The 17,601-nt window shown below is 38.6% G+C and carries 13 protein-coding genes; 7 read left to right on the top strand and 6 right to left on the bottom strand.

The annotated features are described in order from the left end of the window. Position 1: 1 nt before the first annotated feature. Positions 2-1,975, bottom strand: coding sequence for a protein-disulfide reductase DsbD family protein (locus EWU22_RS03745; protein WP_130924484.1), 1,974 nt, complete (start codon positions 1,973-1,975; stop codon positions 2-4). Positions 1,976-2,173: 198 nt separating this feature from the next. Here EWU22_RS03745 and EWU22_RS03740 point away from each other — a divergent pair, with 198 nt between their 5' ends. The 4 genes from EWU22_RS03740 to EWU22_RS03725 are packed head-to-tail and all read left to right on the top strand — an operon-like array spanning position 2,174 to position 6,443. Beyond that, positions 2,174-3,466, top strand: coding sequence for a serine hydroxymethyltransferase (locus EWU22_RS03740; protein ID WP_130924483.1), 1,293 nt, complete (start codon positions 2,174-2,176; stop codon positions 3,464-3,466). Positions 3,467-3,475: 9 nt separating this feature from the next. After that, entirely contained in the window at positions 3,476-4,342 is an 867-nt protein-coding gene (gene tatC / locus EWU22_RS03735; protein WP_109322023.1) for a twin-arginine translocase subunit TatC, read from the top strand. A 9-nt stretch (positions 4,343-4,351) separates the two neighbouring features. Then, positions 4,352-6,211: an ABC-F family ATP-binding cassette domain-containing protein gene (locus tag EWU22_RS03730; RefSeq protein ID WP_130924482.1), complete on the top strand. Its 1,860-nt coding sequence runs from the start codon at positions 4,352-4,354 to the stop codon at positions 6,209-6,211. 10 nt (positions 6,212-6,221) lie between these two features. Next, a complete protein-coding gene (locus EWU22_RS03725; RefSeq protein WP_130924481.1) occupies positions 6,222-6,443 on the top strand; it encodes a VF530 family protein in 222 nt (73 codons plus the stop codon). Positions 6,444-6,487: 44 nt separating this feature from the next. On the opposite strand, the gene EWU22_RS03720 is transcribed toward EWU22_RS03725, so the two are convergent. After that, positions 6,488-9,859 (bottom strand): ThuA domain-containing protein, encoded by a 3,372-nt coding sequence (locus tag EWU22_RS03720; RefSeq protein ID WP_130924480.1) that lies wholly within the window; start codon positions 9,857-9,859, stop codon positions 6,488-6,490. An 89-nt stretch (positions 9,860-9,948) separates the two neighbouring features. Between EWU22_RS03720 and EWU22_RS03715 the strand changes: the two genes are divergently transcribed. Continuing rightward, positions 9,949-10,782 (top strand): dienelactone hydrolase family protein, encoded by an 834-nt coding sequence (locus EWU22_RS03715; protein WP_130924479.1) that lies wholly within the window; start codon positions 9,949-9,951, stop codon positions 10,780-10,782. Positions 10,783-10,808: 26 nt separating this feature from the next. Here EWU22_RS03715 and EWU22_RS03710 read toward each other — a convergent pair whose 3' ends face one another. The 3 genes from EWU22_RS03710 to EWU22_RS03700 form a co-directional block, all read right to left on the bottom strand. Beyond that, entirely contained in the window at positions 10,809-12,155 is a 1,347-nt protein-coding gene (locus tag EWU22_RS03710; RefSeq protein ID WP_130924478.1) for a flavin monoamine oxidase family protein, read from the bottom strand. Beyond that, the gene (locus EWU22_RS03705; RefSeq protein ID WP_130924477.1) at positions 12,142-13,476 is read right to left on the bottom strand and encodes a C69 family dipeptidase; all 1,335 of its coding nucleotides are present in this window, start codon (positions 13,474-13,476) and stop codon (positions 12,142-12,144) included. Before EWU22_RS03705 ends, EWU22_RS03710 begins: the two co-directional genes overlap by 14 nt. A gap of 371 nt (positions 13,477-13,847) precedes the next feature. Continuing rightward, entirely contained in the window at positions 13,848-14,588 is a 741-nt protein-coding gene (locus tag EWU22_RS03700) for a phytanoyl-CoA dioxygenase family protein (RefSeq protein ID WP_231962695.1), read from the bottom strand. 178 nt (positions 14,589-14,766) lie between these two features. Between EWU22_RS03700 and EWU22_RS03695 the strand changes: the two genes are divergently transcribed. Continuing rightward, positions 14,767-15,654: an AraC family transcriptional regulator gene (locus EWU22_RS03695; RefSeq protein ID WP_130924475.1), complete on the top strand. Its 888-nt coding sequence runs from the start codon at positions 14,767-14,769 to the stop codon at positions 15,652-15,654. A 106-nt stretch (positions 15,655-15,760) separates the two neighbouring features. On the opposite strand, the gene EWU22_RS03690 is transcribed toward EWU22_RS03695, so the two are convergent. Beyond that, positions 15,761-16,810, bottom strand: a complete 1,050-nt coding sequence (locus tag EWU22_RS03690; RefSeq protein WP_109322013.1) for a TerC/Alx family metal homeostasis membrane protein — start codon at positions 16,808-16,810, stop codon at positions 15,761-15,763. A 49-nt stretch (positions 16,811-16,859) separates the two neighbouring features. Between EWU22_RS03690 and EWU22_RS03685 the strand changes: the two genes are divergently transcribed. Then, the gene (locus EWU22_RS03685; protein ID WP_109322012.1) at positions 16,860-17,600 is read left to right on the top strand and encodes a glycosyltransferase family 2 protein; all 741 of its coding nucleotides are present in this window, start codon (positions 16,860-16,862) and stop codon (positions 17,598-17,600) included. Position 17,601: the final 1 nt, after the last annotated feature.

The raw sequence follows: 17,601 nt of genomic DNA, 5'->3' as shown, positions 1-17,601 counted from the left end.
TTTAGTTCAATTTATATTGACGTACACCTTTATCCAAAAACGCTACAAAATGATCGACATTGGCATCAAATGCCACTGGAGTTACCATAGGTGCACCCTCTTTACGAGGATCCAATAAAACATAATGTGGCTGAGCATTGGAGTTAAATCGACTAATCTGAAAATCCAAATTTTGGTCTCCTAGCGTTTTCTTTTCCTGCCCATCTACTTTAGAAACATACCATTGATCTGCTGGCAACTCAGTCTTGTCATCACAATACAAAGCTACAATCACGTATTCCTCTTGCAAGCGTTTCAAGACTTTAGGGTCTGACCAAACATATTCCTCCATCTTCCGACAGTTCACACATCCATGGCCTGTAAAATCTATGAACAAAGGTTTCCCTACTTGAACTGCATAAGCCTTAGCTTCTTGGTAATCAAAAAAGCCTGTAAGTCCCAAAGGCAACTCTAAAAAATCGCCATATTTAACCACGCCTGTAGAGCCTGGTTTAATACTAACTTCACCTGAGTTTCCTTTAAAATCTTGACTACTCATGGGTGGCAACCATCCAGATAAACCTTTCAGTGGGGCCCCAAACATTCCTGGAATTAAGTAGACAACAAATGCCAAAATAGCCGTGGCAAATAAGGTTCTCGGAATAGATAACTTCCCAGCAGGCCCGTCATGTGGCAAAGAAATTTTACCAAATAAATACAAGGTTAAAGCACTAAAAATAGCAATCCAAATCGCCAAGAATATTTCTCTGTCTAATAAATGCCAGTGATACACTTGATCTGCTACACTTAAAAATTTAAAGGCTAAGGCTATTTCTAAAAATCCTAAAACCACTTTCACTTCATTCATCCAATTACCTGACTTAGGCAATTTCTGCATGAATCCTGGGAAAATAGCAAATAAGGTAAAAGGAATAGCAAAGGCTAAAGAAAAACCCAACATTCCAATGATAGGCTTTACAAAAGCACCTTGAGAGGCCGCAATCAATATACTCCCAGCCAATGGTCCGGTACATGAAAACGATACCAATACTAAGGTAAAGGCCATAAAAAACACACCAATAATCCCTCCTTTATCCGATTTCGCATCCACAGAATTAACTATTCCAGAAGGTAATACGATTTCGAATGCCCCTAAAAAAGATATCCCAAAAAAGATGAATATGACAAAAAATAAGAGATTAGGAATCCAGTGTGTACTTAAAAAATTGGCAAAACTTGCTCCTGCAAAAAAGGCTAACAGAGTCCCAAAGAACACGTAAATCAATACAATGAAGGAACCATATAAAAAGGCTAAACCTTTCCCTCCTTTTTGTTTGGTGAAAAAACTCACCGTCATAGGAATCAGTGGATAAACACAAGGTGTCAATAAAGCTAAAAGCCCAGCACCCATGGCTATCCAAAAAAATTGCCATAACGATTCATTAGGTGCAACTGGAGATGCACTAGTAGTAACTACTGATTCAGGGATTTTTTTTTTTGCTTCGTCTGTCAATACATCCGAGGCGCTAGCAGAACTGGCTATCACGAAGGGTCCCTTGATGGGAACACAAAGTCCACTTTCATTGGAACAAGTTTGAGAATCATAATTTCCTTCAATCTTCCAATTTTCAGCTGTTATTTTGATTTTTTGTCTGAACTCTCCCTTTTCTGTGAAGTAGGTATATGTTCCGTTCCAAATCTCTTTGTCGAATTTGGAATGCGGATTAATCGCCTTTAATCCTCCCACTAATTCAAAACCAACTGGATTTTTAATAGTAACGGTGGTTACCACAGGTCCTAAATCTTTATCAAAATCGGAGGAATATAAGTACCAACCTTTTTCAATTTTCACTTGAAATACAATTTCTGCTTCTTGGCCTACCGCGGGTTTCGCTGGTTCTAATGCCCAAGACCATTTGGCAGGTGTCAACTTCTGCGCAAGCACCGGACTAAGCACAAAAAGGAAGAAGCTTAAGATGAGTAATTTATATTTCATATTTCAATATTTTCATTACCAAACGCTGTTTGGTATACAACTAGTTCGTGGGAGTGAATTAATTTTCAAAATTAAACAATTTAGTGGATATCTATGACAAATCTATAGAACGGAAAAGGCGATCAATTGGTTTTTCTATTCGGATAAAAAAACGTAATTTTGTGCCCATTCTCACGTAAATACGAACAATACATATCCATGGCTGCAAGCACATTCCCACAACAGCGCGATAACGAAATTTTTTCATTGATTAGTCAAGAAGCACACCGTCAGGAATTCGGTATCGAGTTAATCGCATCTGAAAACTTCACGTCTCCTCAAGTTATGGAGGCTCAAGGTAGCGTTTTGACGAACAAATATGCAGAAGGACTTCCTGGAAAACGTTATTATGGTGGTTGCGAGGTAGTAGATGAAGTAGAAACTTTAGCTATTGAGCGTGCCAAAAAATTATTTGGAGCAGCTTGGGCTAACGTACAACCTCACTCAGGTGCACAAGCAAATGCAGCCGTATTTTTATCATTTTTAAATCCTGGCGACAAGATTTTAGGTTTTGACCTATCGCATGGTGGTCACTTATCCCATGGTTCGCCAGTTAACTTTTCTGGAAAATACTTTCAAGCATTTTTTTACGGAGTAGAAAAAGAAACGGGTTTAATTGATTGGGATAAAGTAGAAGCTACTGCTGCCAAAGAAAAACCAAGATTAATCATTTGTGGTGCCTCTGCATATTCTCGTGATTGGGATTACGCTCGCTTAAGAGCTATTGCGGACCAAGTTGGTGCTATCTTATTAGCTGATATTTCACACCCATCTGCATTGATTGCTAAAGGTTTATTGAATAACCCGATGCAACATTGCCATATTGTTACTACTACCACCCACAAAACCTTGCGTGGACCACGTGGAGGTTTGATCATGATGGGAAATGATTTTGAAAACCCTTTTGGATTCAAAACATTGAAAGGAGACCTTAAAACAATGTCAGCATGTTTGGACGGAGCTGTTTTCCCTGGAACTCAGGGTGGTCCATTAGAACATGTCATTGCGGCTAAAGCAATCGCATTTGGTGAAGCTTTGACTCCAACATTTGAAACATACGCAAAACAAGTGCAAAGCAATGCTCAAGCGATGGCAAAAGCCTTTTTAGCTAAAGGATATGATATCATTTCAGGAGGTACAGATAATCACTTGATGTTGATCGACTTACGTCCTAAAGGATTAACTGGTAAGTTAGCAGAAAACACCTTGATTAAGTCCGACATTACCATCAATAAAAACATGGTTCCGTTTGATGATAAATCCCCATTTGTCACTTCAGGTATGCGTGTGGGAACAGCCGCTATGACAACACGTGGTTTGAAAGAAACAGAGATGGAACAAATCGTAGATTTAGTTGATCGCGCTTTGATGAACCACGAAAATGAGACTGTATTGGCTCAAGTAAAAACAGAAGTAAATCAGTGGATGAAGCAATTCCCACTTTATTTATAAAAGAAAAACATGGCATTAGATCAGGATTGGGACGACGAGGACCAGGATGAAGATAAGGACGGCACGGAAATGTCGTTTATGGATCATTTAGAAGAATTAAGGTGGCACATCATTCGCTCCTTAGCTTCTATTGTGATATTCACCATCATGGCATGGATTTTCAGAAATGAAATCTTTGGTATCATCATTATGGGGCCAACCAAAGTAGATTTCTACACCAATCAAGTCCTATGTCGTTTAGCCGAATTAACCGGAATGACCAGCTTGTGTATGCAGGCAGCTGATTTCATCCTTCAAAGTAGAGAAGTATCAGGTCAGTTCATGATGGCATTAACCCAGTCAATCATTGTCGGTCTTTTATTTGCCTTTCCTTATGCCTTTTATGAAATCTGGAGATTTATTCGTCCAGGCTTGAAAGAAAAAGAACAAAAAGCAGCTCGTGGAGCCGTATTCTGGGTTTCACTTTTGTTTTTTATTGGGGTATCATTTGGCTATTTTGTGGTTGCACCCATGGCCATCAATTTCTTGGCAAATTTCAAATTAGATCCTAGTATCCAAAATCAATTTGACATTAACGACTACATCTCCTTATTGTCCATGTTGACTTTGGCTTGCGGCCTTACTTTCCAATTACCGATGATTGCTTTTGTGCTTTCTCAAGTAGGCATTTTAACGCCTTCTTTCATGAGAGAATACAGAAAACATGCATTAATCGTGATTTTGTTAGTTGCGGCTATCATCACCCCTTCCCCCGATGTGATTTCTCAATTATTGGTGGCCTTCCCTCTCTTTGGCCTCTATGAAATCAGTATCATCGTTTCAGGAAGAGTATTGCGCAGAAAAATGAGAGAAGAAGCGCTCGAATCGAATTCCTAATTAGCAAACATGAATTACCTATCCGCGGAAAATATTTCTCGCAATTTGGGTGAAAGATGGGTCTTTAAAAACCTGTTCTTTGGCCTACAAAAAGGAGAGAAAGTATCCCTCATTGGAAAAAATGGTACGGGTAAAACTACCCTCATGGAAACCCTCATGGGTCTCCAAAGCCCAGATGAAGGTAAAGTAACTATCCGCAAAGGCATACGTGTGGGATATCTTCCTCAAAATCCGATTTTTCAGGAAAATGAGGAGGTACTGAACTACCTTTTTTCAGATGATCTCCCCAGTGCACAAGCCATCAAAGCCTATGAAAAGGCGATGATTTCAGGAGATGCTAAAGAGCTAGAAGATTCTTTTGCGCTCATGGAAGCTAACAATGCCTGGGATTATGAAGCTAGAGCTAAACAAATCATTACTCGACTTGGAATTCCCGACGGAGACCAAAAAGTAAGTACGCTTTCTGGTGGTCAAAAGAAACGCCTTTCTTTGGCCAAATTATTGATAGAAAGTCCAGATATCATGATTCTGGATGAGCCTACCAACCACTTGGATATAGAAACCATTGAGTGGCTAGAAGGCATTCTTTCGGGTCCGAACGTCACGGTATTAGTGGTATCTCACGATCGATATTTCTTAGATAAAGTATGTAATAAAATGTTGGAGTTAAGCAATGGCTCCATCTATACCTATGAAGGCAATTATGCTTATTTCCTAGAGAAAAAAGCAGAACGTGAAGCTTCCGAAGCAAGTACCATTTCCAAAGCTAAAAACTTGTATCGCAAGGAACTAGAGTGGATGAGAAGACAGCCTAAAGCTCGTGGTACCAAAGCCCAATCACGTATTGATGCTTTTGCAGAGACGGAAGAAGTAGCTCATCGTAAAACAGATGACAGCAAACTGGAATTAAACATCCAGATGTCACGCTTGGGCAATAAAATCATTGAAATCAATCACTTAAAGAAAGCCTGGGGAGAGAAAAAAATTGTCAATGATTTCACCTATACCTTCAAGAAAAAAGATCGTATTGGTATCGTTGGGAAAAACGGGGCAGGAAAAACTACCTTCCTTCAATTATTAACTGGGTTAGAACAACCAGATGCGGGCACAATCGATCCCGGAGAAACGCTAGTAATTGGCTATTATACCCAATTACCTTTTGAATTTAAGCCAGAACAACGCGTCATTGATACCATTACAGAAATTGCCGAAGTGATTCCTTATGGAAAAAATGAATCTTTGACACCTAGTCAGTTCTTAAGCAAGTTTTTATTTCCTACCGCCCAACAATATACTCCCGTAGAAAAACTATCAGGAGGAGAGAAAAAAAGGCTACAACTCATGCAAGTATTGGTCAAGAATCCGAATTTCTTGATTCTGGATGAGCCTACCAATGATTTGGATTTAGATACCTTACAGCTATTAGAAGACTTCTTAAGTGAGTTCCAAGGTTGTTTGTTACTCGTTTCCCACGACCGTTACTTCATGGATAATTTAGTCGATCAACTAATTTTAGTGGAAGGTGAAGGTGAAGTTAATTTTTTCAATGGTAACTATACAGATTATCGAATAGCTCTTGAAAATAAAGAAAAAGAACCTGTTGCGGAGAAAAAAAATCCTGTAGTAGCAGTAGAAAATAAACCTGCTTCCAAAGGAGCGAAACTAAGTTTTAAAGAAGCGAAAGAATTGGAAGAAATAGAAAAAGAAATGGCCGTGATGGAAGGGCAAAAAGAAGCACTGATTGAGCGCCTAAGTAAAGGTTCAGACGACTTTCAAGACTTAACGGCTTGGGCAGCGGAAATTGAGCGATTAAAGAATAGTTTAGAGGAAAAAGAAATGCGTTGGCTGGAATTATCCGAACGCGCTTAAATCATCCACAATGAGCGAAGAACAAGTATCCAATGACCCTTTGCATGGCAAAACCTTAGCCTTCATCATGGAGCAATTGGTGGAGCGTTATGGCTGGGATGAACTGGCACGAAGAATTCGCATTAATTGCTTTGCCATCAATCCAAGCATCAAATCTTCATTGACTTTTTTGAGAAAAACTCCTTGGGCCCGACAAAAAGTAGAAAACCTCTACATTCGTACTAAATGGTAATAAAAAAGGCTCCTTTCGGAGCCTTTTTTATGGATGATACTATCCTAATTCTCAAAATAGATTTCCTTCAATCCATACAATGGTTTATCACCTGCATTAGGATTAGAGAAGACAAAATATAAGTTCTGAGAACCCGATACATTCACTGGCATACTAGCTTGTCCTGTCGTATTAATATCGATCGAACCTAAAAGCGTACCAGTTGGACTTCCTGATCTCAATTCTAATTTACCACCAGCTGTTTGACCTGGCATCACAAAAGAAGAAACTTGGATCGACTTAATTCCTGTTAAATCAATCACACCAAAATTGGCATAACCTTTATCAGCTGTAGCTACCAATAACTCGCCAACCCCATCAATTTTATATTTCATGGTTTTAGAAGTTTGGTCAGCTGAAGCAGCCGCCACACGTGAATTACGCAAAGTAATCACTTGTTGGCCTGTAGCCGAACCTACTTTAGAACCTCCTTTATCTGTATAGCTTGCTACAAACAAGAACGTACCTGGTTTACCACTATCATTGGTCACATATTCCCCTTTCAATGGTTTAGATGTTTTCTTGGTATCAGATAAACTTAAGATATAACGAACCATTTCTTTAGCGTCATCTGATTTTATTTGTGGGTGAGCAGCCATTACTTGTTCTCCCCAAACTCCTCCACCACCACTGATAACTTTCTTCGCTAACATATCAATATTAGCTGTAGAAGCGCGGTATTTCTTGCTTACTTCAGTATAAGATGGTCCAATGGACTTCTTCTCAACAGCATGACAAGTTTTACAATCAGATAATTCGATCAAACGCTTTCCATTAGAGAAAGAAGTATTGCTTTGGTGTCCTTGCTCAATTAAGGTTTTATCAAATCCTTGTAAGTAGTTGATATTCAAAACCACGTCCTCTTCTGCAATTTTCTTGTTGCTTAAAGAACCATCTTCCTTATCTTCTACCTTCACTTGGTATTTTACGGGTTTGTCATTCCAATAGAATGATTTATTACCTTCAATACTCACATCCACTTTTGGAATTTCATTTCCAACCTTAATGATCGTCTCAGCTGAACTGACATTACCTTTTGCATCTTTAACCTTCAATACCGCTTTAAATACACCTGATTTAGTGTAAGTAATGGTAGGATTAGCCAAGGTACTAGTTTGTCCATCACCAAATGACCAAGCATATTTAACAGCATCACCGTCATAATCCAAAGTACCTTCTGATGAGAATTTCACCTTCAATGGAGATGCTCCTACTTTTTTATCTGCCGCAATTTCCACTTTAGGAGGGCGATTCCCGCCGTTATATTCAATTTTGTATAAAGTTGCCTCCTCATTTTGAGCAAACCAGTTTGGACCATATTCTAAACCATAGAATGTACCATCTTGGGCAAATTGCATGTCAATCGGGTGAGAAAACTTCACCGAAGGTAGGAAGCGCTCCATGGAATCAAAATCTCCATTTTGCTTCATACTTACCGTGTAAATGATATCTCTAGCCCAATCATAGGCAAACAATTTTCCATCATAATATGAAGGGAACTTAGTTTTAGAATTGGCTGGAAAATCTTCAGAATAATACACAGGCCCTGCCATGGCATTTCTAGATCCTTTTCCTATAACCGGACCAAAGTCTGGAGAGTCCACGTATGGATAGAAAATAAAGGCTTTTTGAGGTGTAGGCAAATGAGCAAAACCCGTGTTGTGCGGAGAATTGTTGATCGGAGCCTCTACACTAAACTTAGCCCAAGTACTGTCTTTCACAAAATCTCTTTGGTTGTATGTTTGATTATTTCCTACAAATAAAGGCCAGCCAAAATAACCTGCTTCACGTGCTTGATTCACCTCATCATATCCTCTTGAACCATATTTAGGCGAATTTTCACCTGCATCTGGACCTACTTCTCCCCAATACAAAAAGCCTGTACGTTGATCCACAGCTATGCGGTAAGGATTACGGTTACCCATTACATAGATCTCCGCTTTGGCATGTGGCGTTTTCTCTGGGAACAAATTACCCTTAGGAATAGTATATGAACCATCAGCAGTAGGCTTAATACGCATAATCTTTCCTCTTAAATCATTGGTGTTCGAACTTGTAGAACGAGCATCCCAACCAGCTCTTCCTGGACGATTATCGATGGGACCATATCCATTGGACTCAAACGGATTGGTGTCATCACCTGTAGATAAAAACAAGTTTCCTGCTTTATCCCAAGCAATGGAACCTCCTGTATGACAACATCCTGTGCGCTTAACTGGAACACGTAGCAATACCTTCTCTGTATTCAATAATAAGGTATCTTTCAAATCGTCGTAGGTAAAACGAGATAAATGCTGTGCTGTATCGGGTTGACCTGTTTGTGGAGAATAAAATAAATAAATCCACTTATTTTGATCATAATTAGGATCAATATTCATCCCCATTAATCCGTATTCAAACTTATTGAAAACATCCAAGTTGGCTACCACCTTTGTTTTACCTTTCTTAGGATCGTACATTTTCAATTTACCTTTACGCTCAGCAAAAAAGATTTTCCCTTGATTCGTCACGGCCAATTCAGTTGGCTCATCTAAATTACGATCTAAGGTAATCTTAGTAAACCTATTTTCTTCTGGAAGAACTCCTGTACGTAATTTTTTATTGTAATTGATATCAGCCCCAGAAGCCACCCACTGCAATCCTCCCCAAATGTGTTTCAATACTAGGTCTTCTGAAAATGTTTCATGTGTATGTCCCCAGTTGGTATAAAATGCACGGCCACCATCATATTCATGGTACCAAGCCATCGGGTGAAAATCACCCATTTTACCATCCTTGTAAGTTTTCTCATCTACAGTTACTAGTACTTTAACATCTTTATTAAATTCTTTGATGTCATAAAATTCATCCTTACGAATGAAACTAGCTGGCATATGTGAAGTAGAAATATGGCTTCCATCAACTACATTCATCTTTCCTTCTTGTACATTCGGACGACCAGGATGAGAGGCAAAATAACCTCCAGATAATTTACCATACCAAGGCCAATCGTATTCCGTATCGGTAGCCGCATGGATTCCTAAATATCCCCCACCTGCTTGAATAAAACGTTCAAACGCGTTTTGCTGTGGATCATTCAAGACATTTCCTGTCGTATTTAAAAATACCACGACACGGTACTTCTTTAAATTATTTTCGGTAAAAGCAGCTGCATTTTCCGTAGTATCCACCGAAAAGCCTTTTTCAGCAGCCATTTTCAAAAAGGCCACTTTGCCTGGTTCAATGGAACTATGACGAAAACCTTTGGTTGATGAAAAAACCAAAACCTTTTTACCTTTGAGTACGTTTTTATCTTGTGCTACAAGTGACAACGAAAATAAGCAGGCAAGACAGATGCTAGCCATGATTCGGACAGAGCCGAAGAATTTGTGTTTCATATTATATTTCAGTCTTAAAGAATAGGTAAAGTTAATTTAAATGCATCATTTTCGATTAAATTATTCAAAATTTTTATTCAAATAATACCATGAAAAAAATCGCCATTTTACTCGCCTTACTCGCTGGTTTTCAAGAACTAAGTGCACAATCCTGCTGCTTTCTAAAAAAAGATGATATGCAATTAATGGCTTCCAATAAAGCCTTTCAACGCTCGCATAAATTACCAAAACCCTATGTACACATCTCCAAAGCTGGAGGTGAAATGATTGAATTCAGCACGCCAGATGGCCAAAAAGCCCATGCTTTTTACATTAAAGCAGCTAAACCCACCACCAATACCTTGTTCGTATTTCAAGAATGGTGGGGCCTAAATGACCACATTAAAAGGGAAGCAGAACATTTTTACAGCACCTTAGGCAATGTCAATGTATTAGCTATTGATATGTATGATGGAAAAGTAGCTACTACTCGAGAAGATGCAGGCAAATACATGGGAGAAGCTAATCCAGCCCGACTAGAAGCCATTATTAAAGGGGCCATTCAACATGTAGGGCCTAAGGCTAAAATTGCTACCGTAGGTTGGTGTTTTGGAGGTGGACTATCCTTAAAAGCTTCCATATTAGCCGGGAAACAGGGAGTTGCTTGCGTGATGTATTATGGAATGCCGGTAAAAGATATCAATGAATTAAAAGCTTTAAATACGGATGTGCTAGGACTTTTTGCAGGTAAAGAACAATGGATTTCTCCCAAAGTGGTAGCAGAATTTGAAGACAACATGAAAGCTGCTGGCAAAAAACTACAAGTAAAAAGCTTTGATGCTGAACATGCTTTTGCCAATCCTTCTAATCCAGCTTTTGACAAAAAATCAACAGTAGAAGCTTGGAATATGGCCATAGCTTTCTTCAAAGAAAGAATAAAATAACATTATTGGGCAGCTTCTTGAGCCATTTATTTCAACACTTCAGAAGCTGCCCGATATCCTGATGAGATAGCCCCATCTAAATAACCACTCCATTTTTCTGCGGTTTCAGTTCCAGCAAAATGCACATGCTGAAAGGGCGTTCTGATTTGATGTCCAAATTGAGTTAAGGTATTAGGACCCATTAAACCCGTATAACAACCACGGGAATAAACTTCCTCTGTCCAACATTTATCGATGTATTGCATGGGCGTTGAAGCCTGATGACCAAAAATTTTCTCTACTCGTTCGATGATCATTTTCTTACGAATATCTTCTGCTAAGTCGATGAAATTTCGAGCATCATTTCCTTCCACAAAAACCAATAATACACCTTGATCTGCATCAGCATGTCCCACATCAAAGGTCACTTTTAATGGGTATTCATCACTTACAATTTGCCCACTAAAACCCAATTCTCTCCAAAAAGGTGTCGGGTAAATTAAATACACTTTCATGGCTGCCCCCATAGGCATACGTTGATACAATTGAGCTTTCTGTTGAGGTAAAGGTGGCTCAAATACGATGGAATTGATCAATACAGGAGGTATGGCTAGAATACATTTTTGCGCCCTAATCCTCAAATTAGGGGATTCTGCTAGTACTCCTCCTTCATTTTGGATCAACTTTAGCAGTGGTTCATTTAAGTGAATTTTATCCATAAACGAGACTGCTATTTTCTTGACTAAACCCTGAGTGCCTCCTTTCAGTATGCTTTGTTGAGCTCCATTTTTAATGGATATCAAGGTGTCCATGTTGTCCCCAGATTTAAAATAAAATAAGGCAAACAGGAGCGAAATTTCCGAAGCTTCTGCCGCAAAAACGGTTTGTATTCCAATTTCAAATAAATGCTTGGCCTTGGCAGTCCAAATATGTTTCTCCATCCAAGTCGCCAAAGTCATGGCATCATATTCCTTAGCTCTTGGGTGATTCCAAGGATCTGAAATGGATATTTGCTCTGAAAGCTTATTCATTTTACTAATTGCAATTCCTAAATCAATCAATGAAATCGGATCGATTTTAGGAATTGTACCCGTATATGAACTGATTTTATCTTTAAATTTCAATAGATTCTTTCCTTGGTCATAGGTATCATATGTATCCGTTTGGGTTTCCTTAATCCATTCCCAAACCAAATGTTGCGTAGGTCCAACCCACTTTGCACCCATATCTACCGTCACTCCTGACGCTAAATCCTCGGTCAGCGTTCTACCTCCTATCCGATCTCTAGCTTCCATGATGATGAAATCTTTTCCAGCAGCATGCATTTTTTTTGCCGCGGCAATTCCCGCATAACCTGCTCCAACAATCAAAATGTCTGTTTTAATTTCTTTCATGTTTCATTACCCTATTTTGCCATTTCCAATACAAGGAATATGCTAACGACCTTATGTTAAAGGTGCTATTCTTTTTTTGTTGTTCCAATTTTTCAACCAACTGAAGGCATTCCTTAATGGACTTCTGACTTAACTCTTCTCTCTTTTTCACATCCTTACTTACTGACAATAATTGATCTTCTTCTAACCATTCATTCTCTTTCTCTTGTTGAAATGACTGAATAACTGCATGAATGGATTTATAATTCGTCAATGCCTTCCGATGTATTTTTTCCCATTGCCACCAAAATGAATGATCAATACGCTGACTAGCCTGTGGAAACATATCCGTATTCAAGGTATTAGTCCCAAAGTAAAAAGGTTTAAAAACCGATAAACAAGGGGCCGATGATCCTGTAAGCCACACACTGGAATTAGCTTCATCTCGCAGCTCCACCACCATACTTCCCGTGGTTTGTGAGGGAGTCAAAATCCCTTGCGCATGTAAGCAAATGTTACCCATATCACCTCGACTAGGCTCAAAATTATCTTTGATCCGGTGACTTCTCAAAATCCTGAAAGTGTCTTGAATGCTCCATTTATTAGTAGTTGATAAGGGTACATGAAGTTCACATTGCTGTTTTCTAGATGCCCCTCGCCCCATCAAGGTCATGAATGGTTCAGAAAAAGCCTTTTGAAAGTCAAAAGGCACGTCCTCCTTTATCCAAGATTTTTGATAAGCGAACACTTTTGCATCTGGGTGTATTTGATCAAAATCCGTCCCAATGGTCAATAAATTGGAAATCGCATGAAATGATTGAATTTGTTTATATGCCCAAAATGGTCCAGCCGTTTCTAATACATAGGCAGAATGGGTATCCGCTATCAAAAAGCTATTGCTATAATACATCCCTTTATCTTGATAGCCTCCACAAGCATCTTGTCCATATTTCCCGAGGTATTCAAGGATCATTTCCAAAGCCAATTTGGCCGTTTTCGATTGCTCCAAAGCTAATCGCAAAAGATCCATCCCAGTCAAACCATCGTTTTTTCGGGCCAACTTAATTTTGGTAAAAACAGCCTCATTCCCTATGGCCACTCCATGTTCATTGACTCCCATTTCTGCTCCCCACATATGAAAAGGTTTAGAAAGAATCACTTCATGAACTTGTTCTGGGCAATCCACGGCAATAAAAGTTGCCTGCACTCGTTTTTCAAATCGGCTCTGAGCAGGAAATCGAACGATTTGTTGAGCTTCATTTGGCTCACGATCAGAATTTTTAGCCAAGATAGAGTTCCCATATACATTCCGATGAGAAGGGCTATAAAAAGTATCGCACATGTATGGAAGGTTTAGAAAGCTAAAATATGTTACAAGTATGGAATTTATTTCACGCTTCTCAAAAAATACCTTGACTAAAAACCAATCAAAGTATACCTGCAGGAGATTTCGGTCAAAAACCTTATGTTTGTAATCTATTAATTGTCGAAGCAATGAAATACCTCATTCTATTTTGCTTATTTTCTTTCAGCCTACCAGCTCATAGCGCAGTTGCAGATTCAAAAATAGAATTGAGTTATTCTAGTTCCAGTCAAAAGAAAGCTGCTAAATATCGCAAAAAGAAAGGTTTTCTTTGGGGACTTTTCAAAAAGAAGAAAAAAGGCTGCGATTGTCCAAAGCTATAACACGCATTTTTCATTTTGCCCTTAGCCTTAACCCAAGATAGGATTCAAGGCTGATGCTGCATATTGCCCTGGTGCTAAGCCTTGTAACCAACGCTGACGATCAGCTTCTTGATTAACATTTTGAGGCTCAATGATTTTAGCGTCCGCATCCATAAAAATGATGGTCATTATTTCCCGCATTTTATTCGAATGATTGCCTGGTGCGGAATGCAAAGTCCAACCTTTATGAAAAGTTGCATCTCCAGCTTTCATTGCTTTTTCAGCGACAATCGGGAAATTCTTTTCTTTGACAAATTGACTAATCATTTGCTCTGATTCATCAGAAATATTCACCAAAGGCAAGTTAACATCTTGAGTCCCAGAGGCAAAAGTAAGCATTCCCATCTCTTCGTCGATGTCCACTAAAGGCATCCACATCGTAACGGTATTTTTGGTATTTAAAGGCCAATAATATTGATCTTGATGCCAAGGAGTTAGTCCACCTTTAGGCTCTTTGAATAAAGCTTGGTCATGGTACAATCTAACCCGTTCAACACCCAACAAATCGGCTGCAATCTGAGCAAAACGTTTAGCTAAAGTAAATTCTTTGATTTTAGTATCTTCTTCCCACAAATTCATCATCTGCAAAAAGGCCTTACCATAAGTATCGCGTTCAGCTAAGGACTTTTGCTTCACGCGAAAATCCTTAGCCCAGCGATTGATTGCTTCCCGATAGGGTTGCAGATCATCGGCACTTAACACGTCTGGTAAAAAGACGTGTCCATTCATATTAAAATAGGTTTTGTCTGTGTTCTTAAGTATGTAAGCCTGATTAAGCATCTAGCTAAATTTTAATTCAAAGTTCCTAAAAAAGAATCCGACACTCTACCGTGAAATTTGTAAAAATTAATGCAATTTTACCATTGATTAATATTTTTGCCAACCAATCTGATAATTTAAAAATAAGATGAAAGCAAGTTTGGAGCATTTAGTTAAAGGAACCGAAGCTTTATCCTTTGAAATTAAGGAAGTAAAGCAAGCTCGTTTTGATGCTCCTTATCATTTCCACCCCGAACTAGAACTAACTCTGATTATTTCAGGTGAAGGCAAACGGTTTATTGGCAACCAAATCAGCGACTTTAGTCCAGGAGATTTGGTTCTATTAGGATCAAACTTGCCCCATTGCTGGCAAAATCACCGAAAAGATTGGCTAACAGAAGATTTAGAAGAAGATGCAGCTCAAGCCCTTGTAATTCATTTTTCAACTGATTTTTTGGGAGAGGCTTTTATGAATAAAAAAGAAAGTAGCGCTATAAAATCTTTATTGGAGAAAGCAAAGATGGGTTTTTCAATTCAAGGAAGTACTCAAGATAAAATTGCTAGAGAAATGCTCCTATTAAAAGGCTTAGCCCCTTTTCCTAGATTGTTAAACTTCCTGCAAATACTTCATACCTTAAGCACTCAAACTGCGGATCTTCAACCTATTGAATCCATTGAAAGTAGTTATACTTTATCAACTGTTGATTTAGAAAGAATTAATCGAGTATATGCTTATGTTATAGCCAACTATACCCATGAGGTGCATTTGGATGAAGTGGCTCATTTAGCTAACATGACCGAAACCGCATTTTGTCGATATTTCAAGAAAGTTACCAATAAAACCTTTGTAGAATTAGTTACTGAATTCCGAATTAAACATGCTTGTCAACTACTCAAAAGCACGTCGAAACCCATGATAGAAATCTGTTTTGAAAGTGGTTTTGGAAACCTTTCTCACTTCAATAAGCAGTTTAAACAATGGATGAAAATGCCTCCACTGCAATATCGAAAATTGACCTTAGAGTGGCATCAGTAAAGTGCCAAAATCCTTTAACGCTGTCAAGGTTTTAAACCTTGACAGCGTTGGGCAAATTTCACAATTTCCCTCCAATTACCCCATCAACAAACTGATAAAAAACTGATTATTTCTTCTCCGGGAAAAGCATACTTAATACGATACTCACCGTCAATATTCCAATAATAACTCCTAAAGAAGCCAAGGTTCCAAAACCTATCTGCTCCAAATAATGATGAGCTAACATCTTGATTCCAACAAAACTCAATAGCACGCCTAAACCCATTGGTAAAAAACGGAATAGGCCCATTAAGTTTGACAAGAAGAAAAATAAAGACCGCAATCCCATGACGGCAAATACATTGGAAAAGAAAACAATGTATGGGTCTTTTGAAATAGAAAAAATAGCAGGAATAGAATCCACTGCAAATAAAATATCGGTAAAGGCAATAACTACCACCACCACAAAAATGGGTGTTATATATAATTTGCCTGTTTTCATACGAATGAAAAAGCGGCCAATCACATTTCGTTTATATACATTAAAATACTTAGACAAAATCTTTACTACTGGATGATGCCCTGGTACCATTTCCTCTTCACTGTCTTTTTTAACAATGATACTAATACCCGTGTATACCAAAAACGCTCCAAACAAATAAATGATCCAATCAAACTTCTGTAAAAGCGCCGCACCTAAAAAGATAAAAATCAGTCGCAATACGATAGCTCCCAATACACCCCAAACCAAGATCTTTTTATAATAGCGCTTTTGAACCCCGAAGGAATTAAAAATCAAAATAAAGACAAAGACATTATCTGCAGACAAAGAGTATTCCACCAAATATCCAGTGATAAACTCCAAAGACATATTTTCTTGAAATACTGCCAGTTGATCCAAATATGAACCTGTACCTAAGTTAATTTGCTTAGCATACAATTCTTGAACAACTTGTAAACTTGGCACATCATGAATACCATGTACCATCCCACCATTAAACCTCAAAAAAAGATAAAATAATAAGGCCAAAACTACCCAAGCGCCGCTCCAAAACCCTGCCTCTCGAAATGTTACTTCTGACTGTGGCCCAGTCTTAAATACACCTAAATCTACCAACATCACTGCCAAGACTCCCACTGAAAACAGAATAAAAAACAAAGTTTCGCTCATAAATATCTAATTTTGCACCAAAGTCCAAAGTTCGCAAATCTTTGGCACACATTTTATGTACGAAGGAAAAAAGGTAATTGTTGTGATGCCTGCCTATAAAGCCGCACTCACTCTCGAAAAAACGTATAACGAAATTCCTCATGATTGGGTGGATGAAGTCATTTTAGTCGATGACCACAGTCCTGACAATACCGTGGAAGTCGCTAAACAAATTGGCATCCAACACGTGATTCGCCACGACAAAAACAAGGGTTACGGGGGCAATCAAAAAACTTGTTATACAAAAGCTTTGGAACTAAAGGGTGACATTGTCATCATGCTTCACCCAGACTACCAATATACTCCCTTGCTGCTTAAAGCAATGATTAGTATCATTGGCAATGGTTTGTACCCAGTGGTTTTTGCTTCTAGAATTTTAGGGAAAGGTGCCTTAAAAGGAGGCATGCCTATATATAAATACATCGCCAACCGTATCTTGACCTTGTACCAAAATATTCTTATCGGTCAAAAATTATCAGAATACCATACTGGATATCGAGCTTTTTCTAGAGAAGCTTTAGAAGCAGTTCCTTTCCAAGCATGCGACGATGATTTCATTTTCGACAATCAAATGGTGCTCCAATTATTTTGGAAAAACTTTGAAGTTGGAGAAGTGACTTGCCCGACCAAATATTTTGAGGAAGCATCTTCCATCAATTTTAAACGGAGTTCCATCTATGGATTTGGAGTTTTATGGTATTCCTTACGCTACCGTCTAGCGAAGATGGGCTGGACTTGGGACTTAATGGGAAAGTAAA

This window comes from Aquirufa nivalisilvae (assembly GCF_004307455.1).
Lineage (GTDB): Bacteria > Bacteroidota > Bacteroidia > Cytophagales > Spirosomataceae > Aquirufa > Aquirufa nivalisilvae.
This window is presented reverse-complemented; position numbering and strand designations above follow the sequence as displayed.

Coding starts and splice junctions, on each gene's coding strand:
- EWU22_RS03745 (WP_130924484.1), bottom strand. CDS start 1,975: ATGAAATATAAATTACTCATCTTAAGCTTCTTCCTTTTTGTGCTTAGT.
- EWU22_RS03740 (WP_130924483.1), top strand. CDS start 2,174: ATGGCTGCAAGCACATTCCCACAACAGCGCGATAACGAAATTTTTTCA.
- tatC (WP_109322023.1), top strand. CDS start 3,476: ATGGCATTAGATCAGGATTGGGACGACGAGGACCAGGATGAAGATAAG.
- EWU22_RS03730 (WP_130924482.1), top strand. CDS start 4,352: ATGAATTACCTATCCGCGGAAAATATTTCTCGCAATTTGGGTGAAAGA.
- EWU22_RS03725 (WP_130924481.1), top strand. CDS start 6,222: ATGAGCGAAGAACAAGTATCCAATGACCCTTTGCATGGCAAAACCTTA.
- EWU22_RS03720 (WP_130924480.1), bottom strand. CDS start 9,859: ATGAAACACAAATTCTTCGGCTCTGTCCGAATCATGGCTAGCATCTGT.
- EWU22_RS03715 (WP_130924479.1), top strand. CDS start 9,949: ATGAAAAAAATCGCCATTTTACTCGCCTTACTCGCTGGTTTTCAAGAA.
- EWU22_RS03710 (WP_130924478.1), bottom strand. CDS start 12,155: ATGAAAGAAATTAAAACAGACATTTTGATTGTTGGAGCAGGTTATGCG.
- EWU22_RS03705 (WP_130924477.1), bottom strand. CDS start 13,476: ATGTGCGATACTTTTTATAGCCCTTCTCATCGGAATGTATATGGGAAC.
- EWU22_RS03700 (WP_231962695.1), bottom strand. CDS start 14,588: ATGAATGGACACGTCTTTTTACCAGACGTGTTAAGTGCCGATGATCTG.
- EWU22_RS03695 (WP_130924475.1), top strand. CDS start 14,767: ATGAAAGCAAGTTTGGAGCATTTAGTTAAAGGAACCGAAGCTTTATCC.
- EWU22_RS03685 (WP_109322012.1), top strand. CDS start 16,860: ATGTACGAAGGAAAAAAGGTAATTGTTGTGATGCCTGCCTATAAAGCC.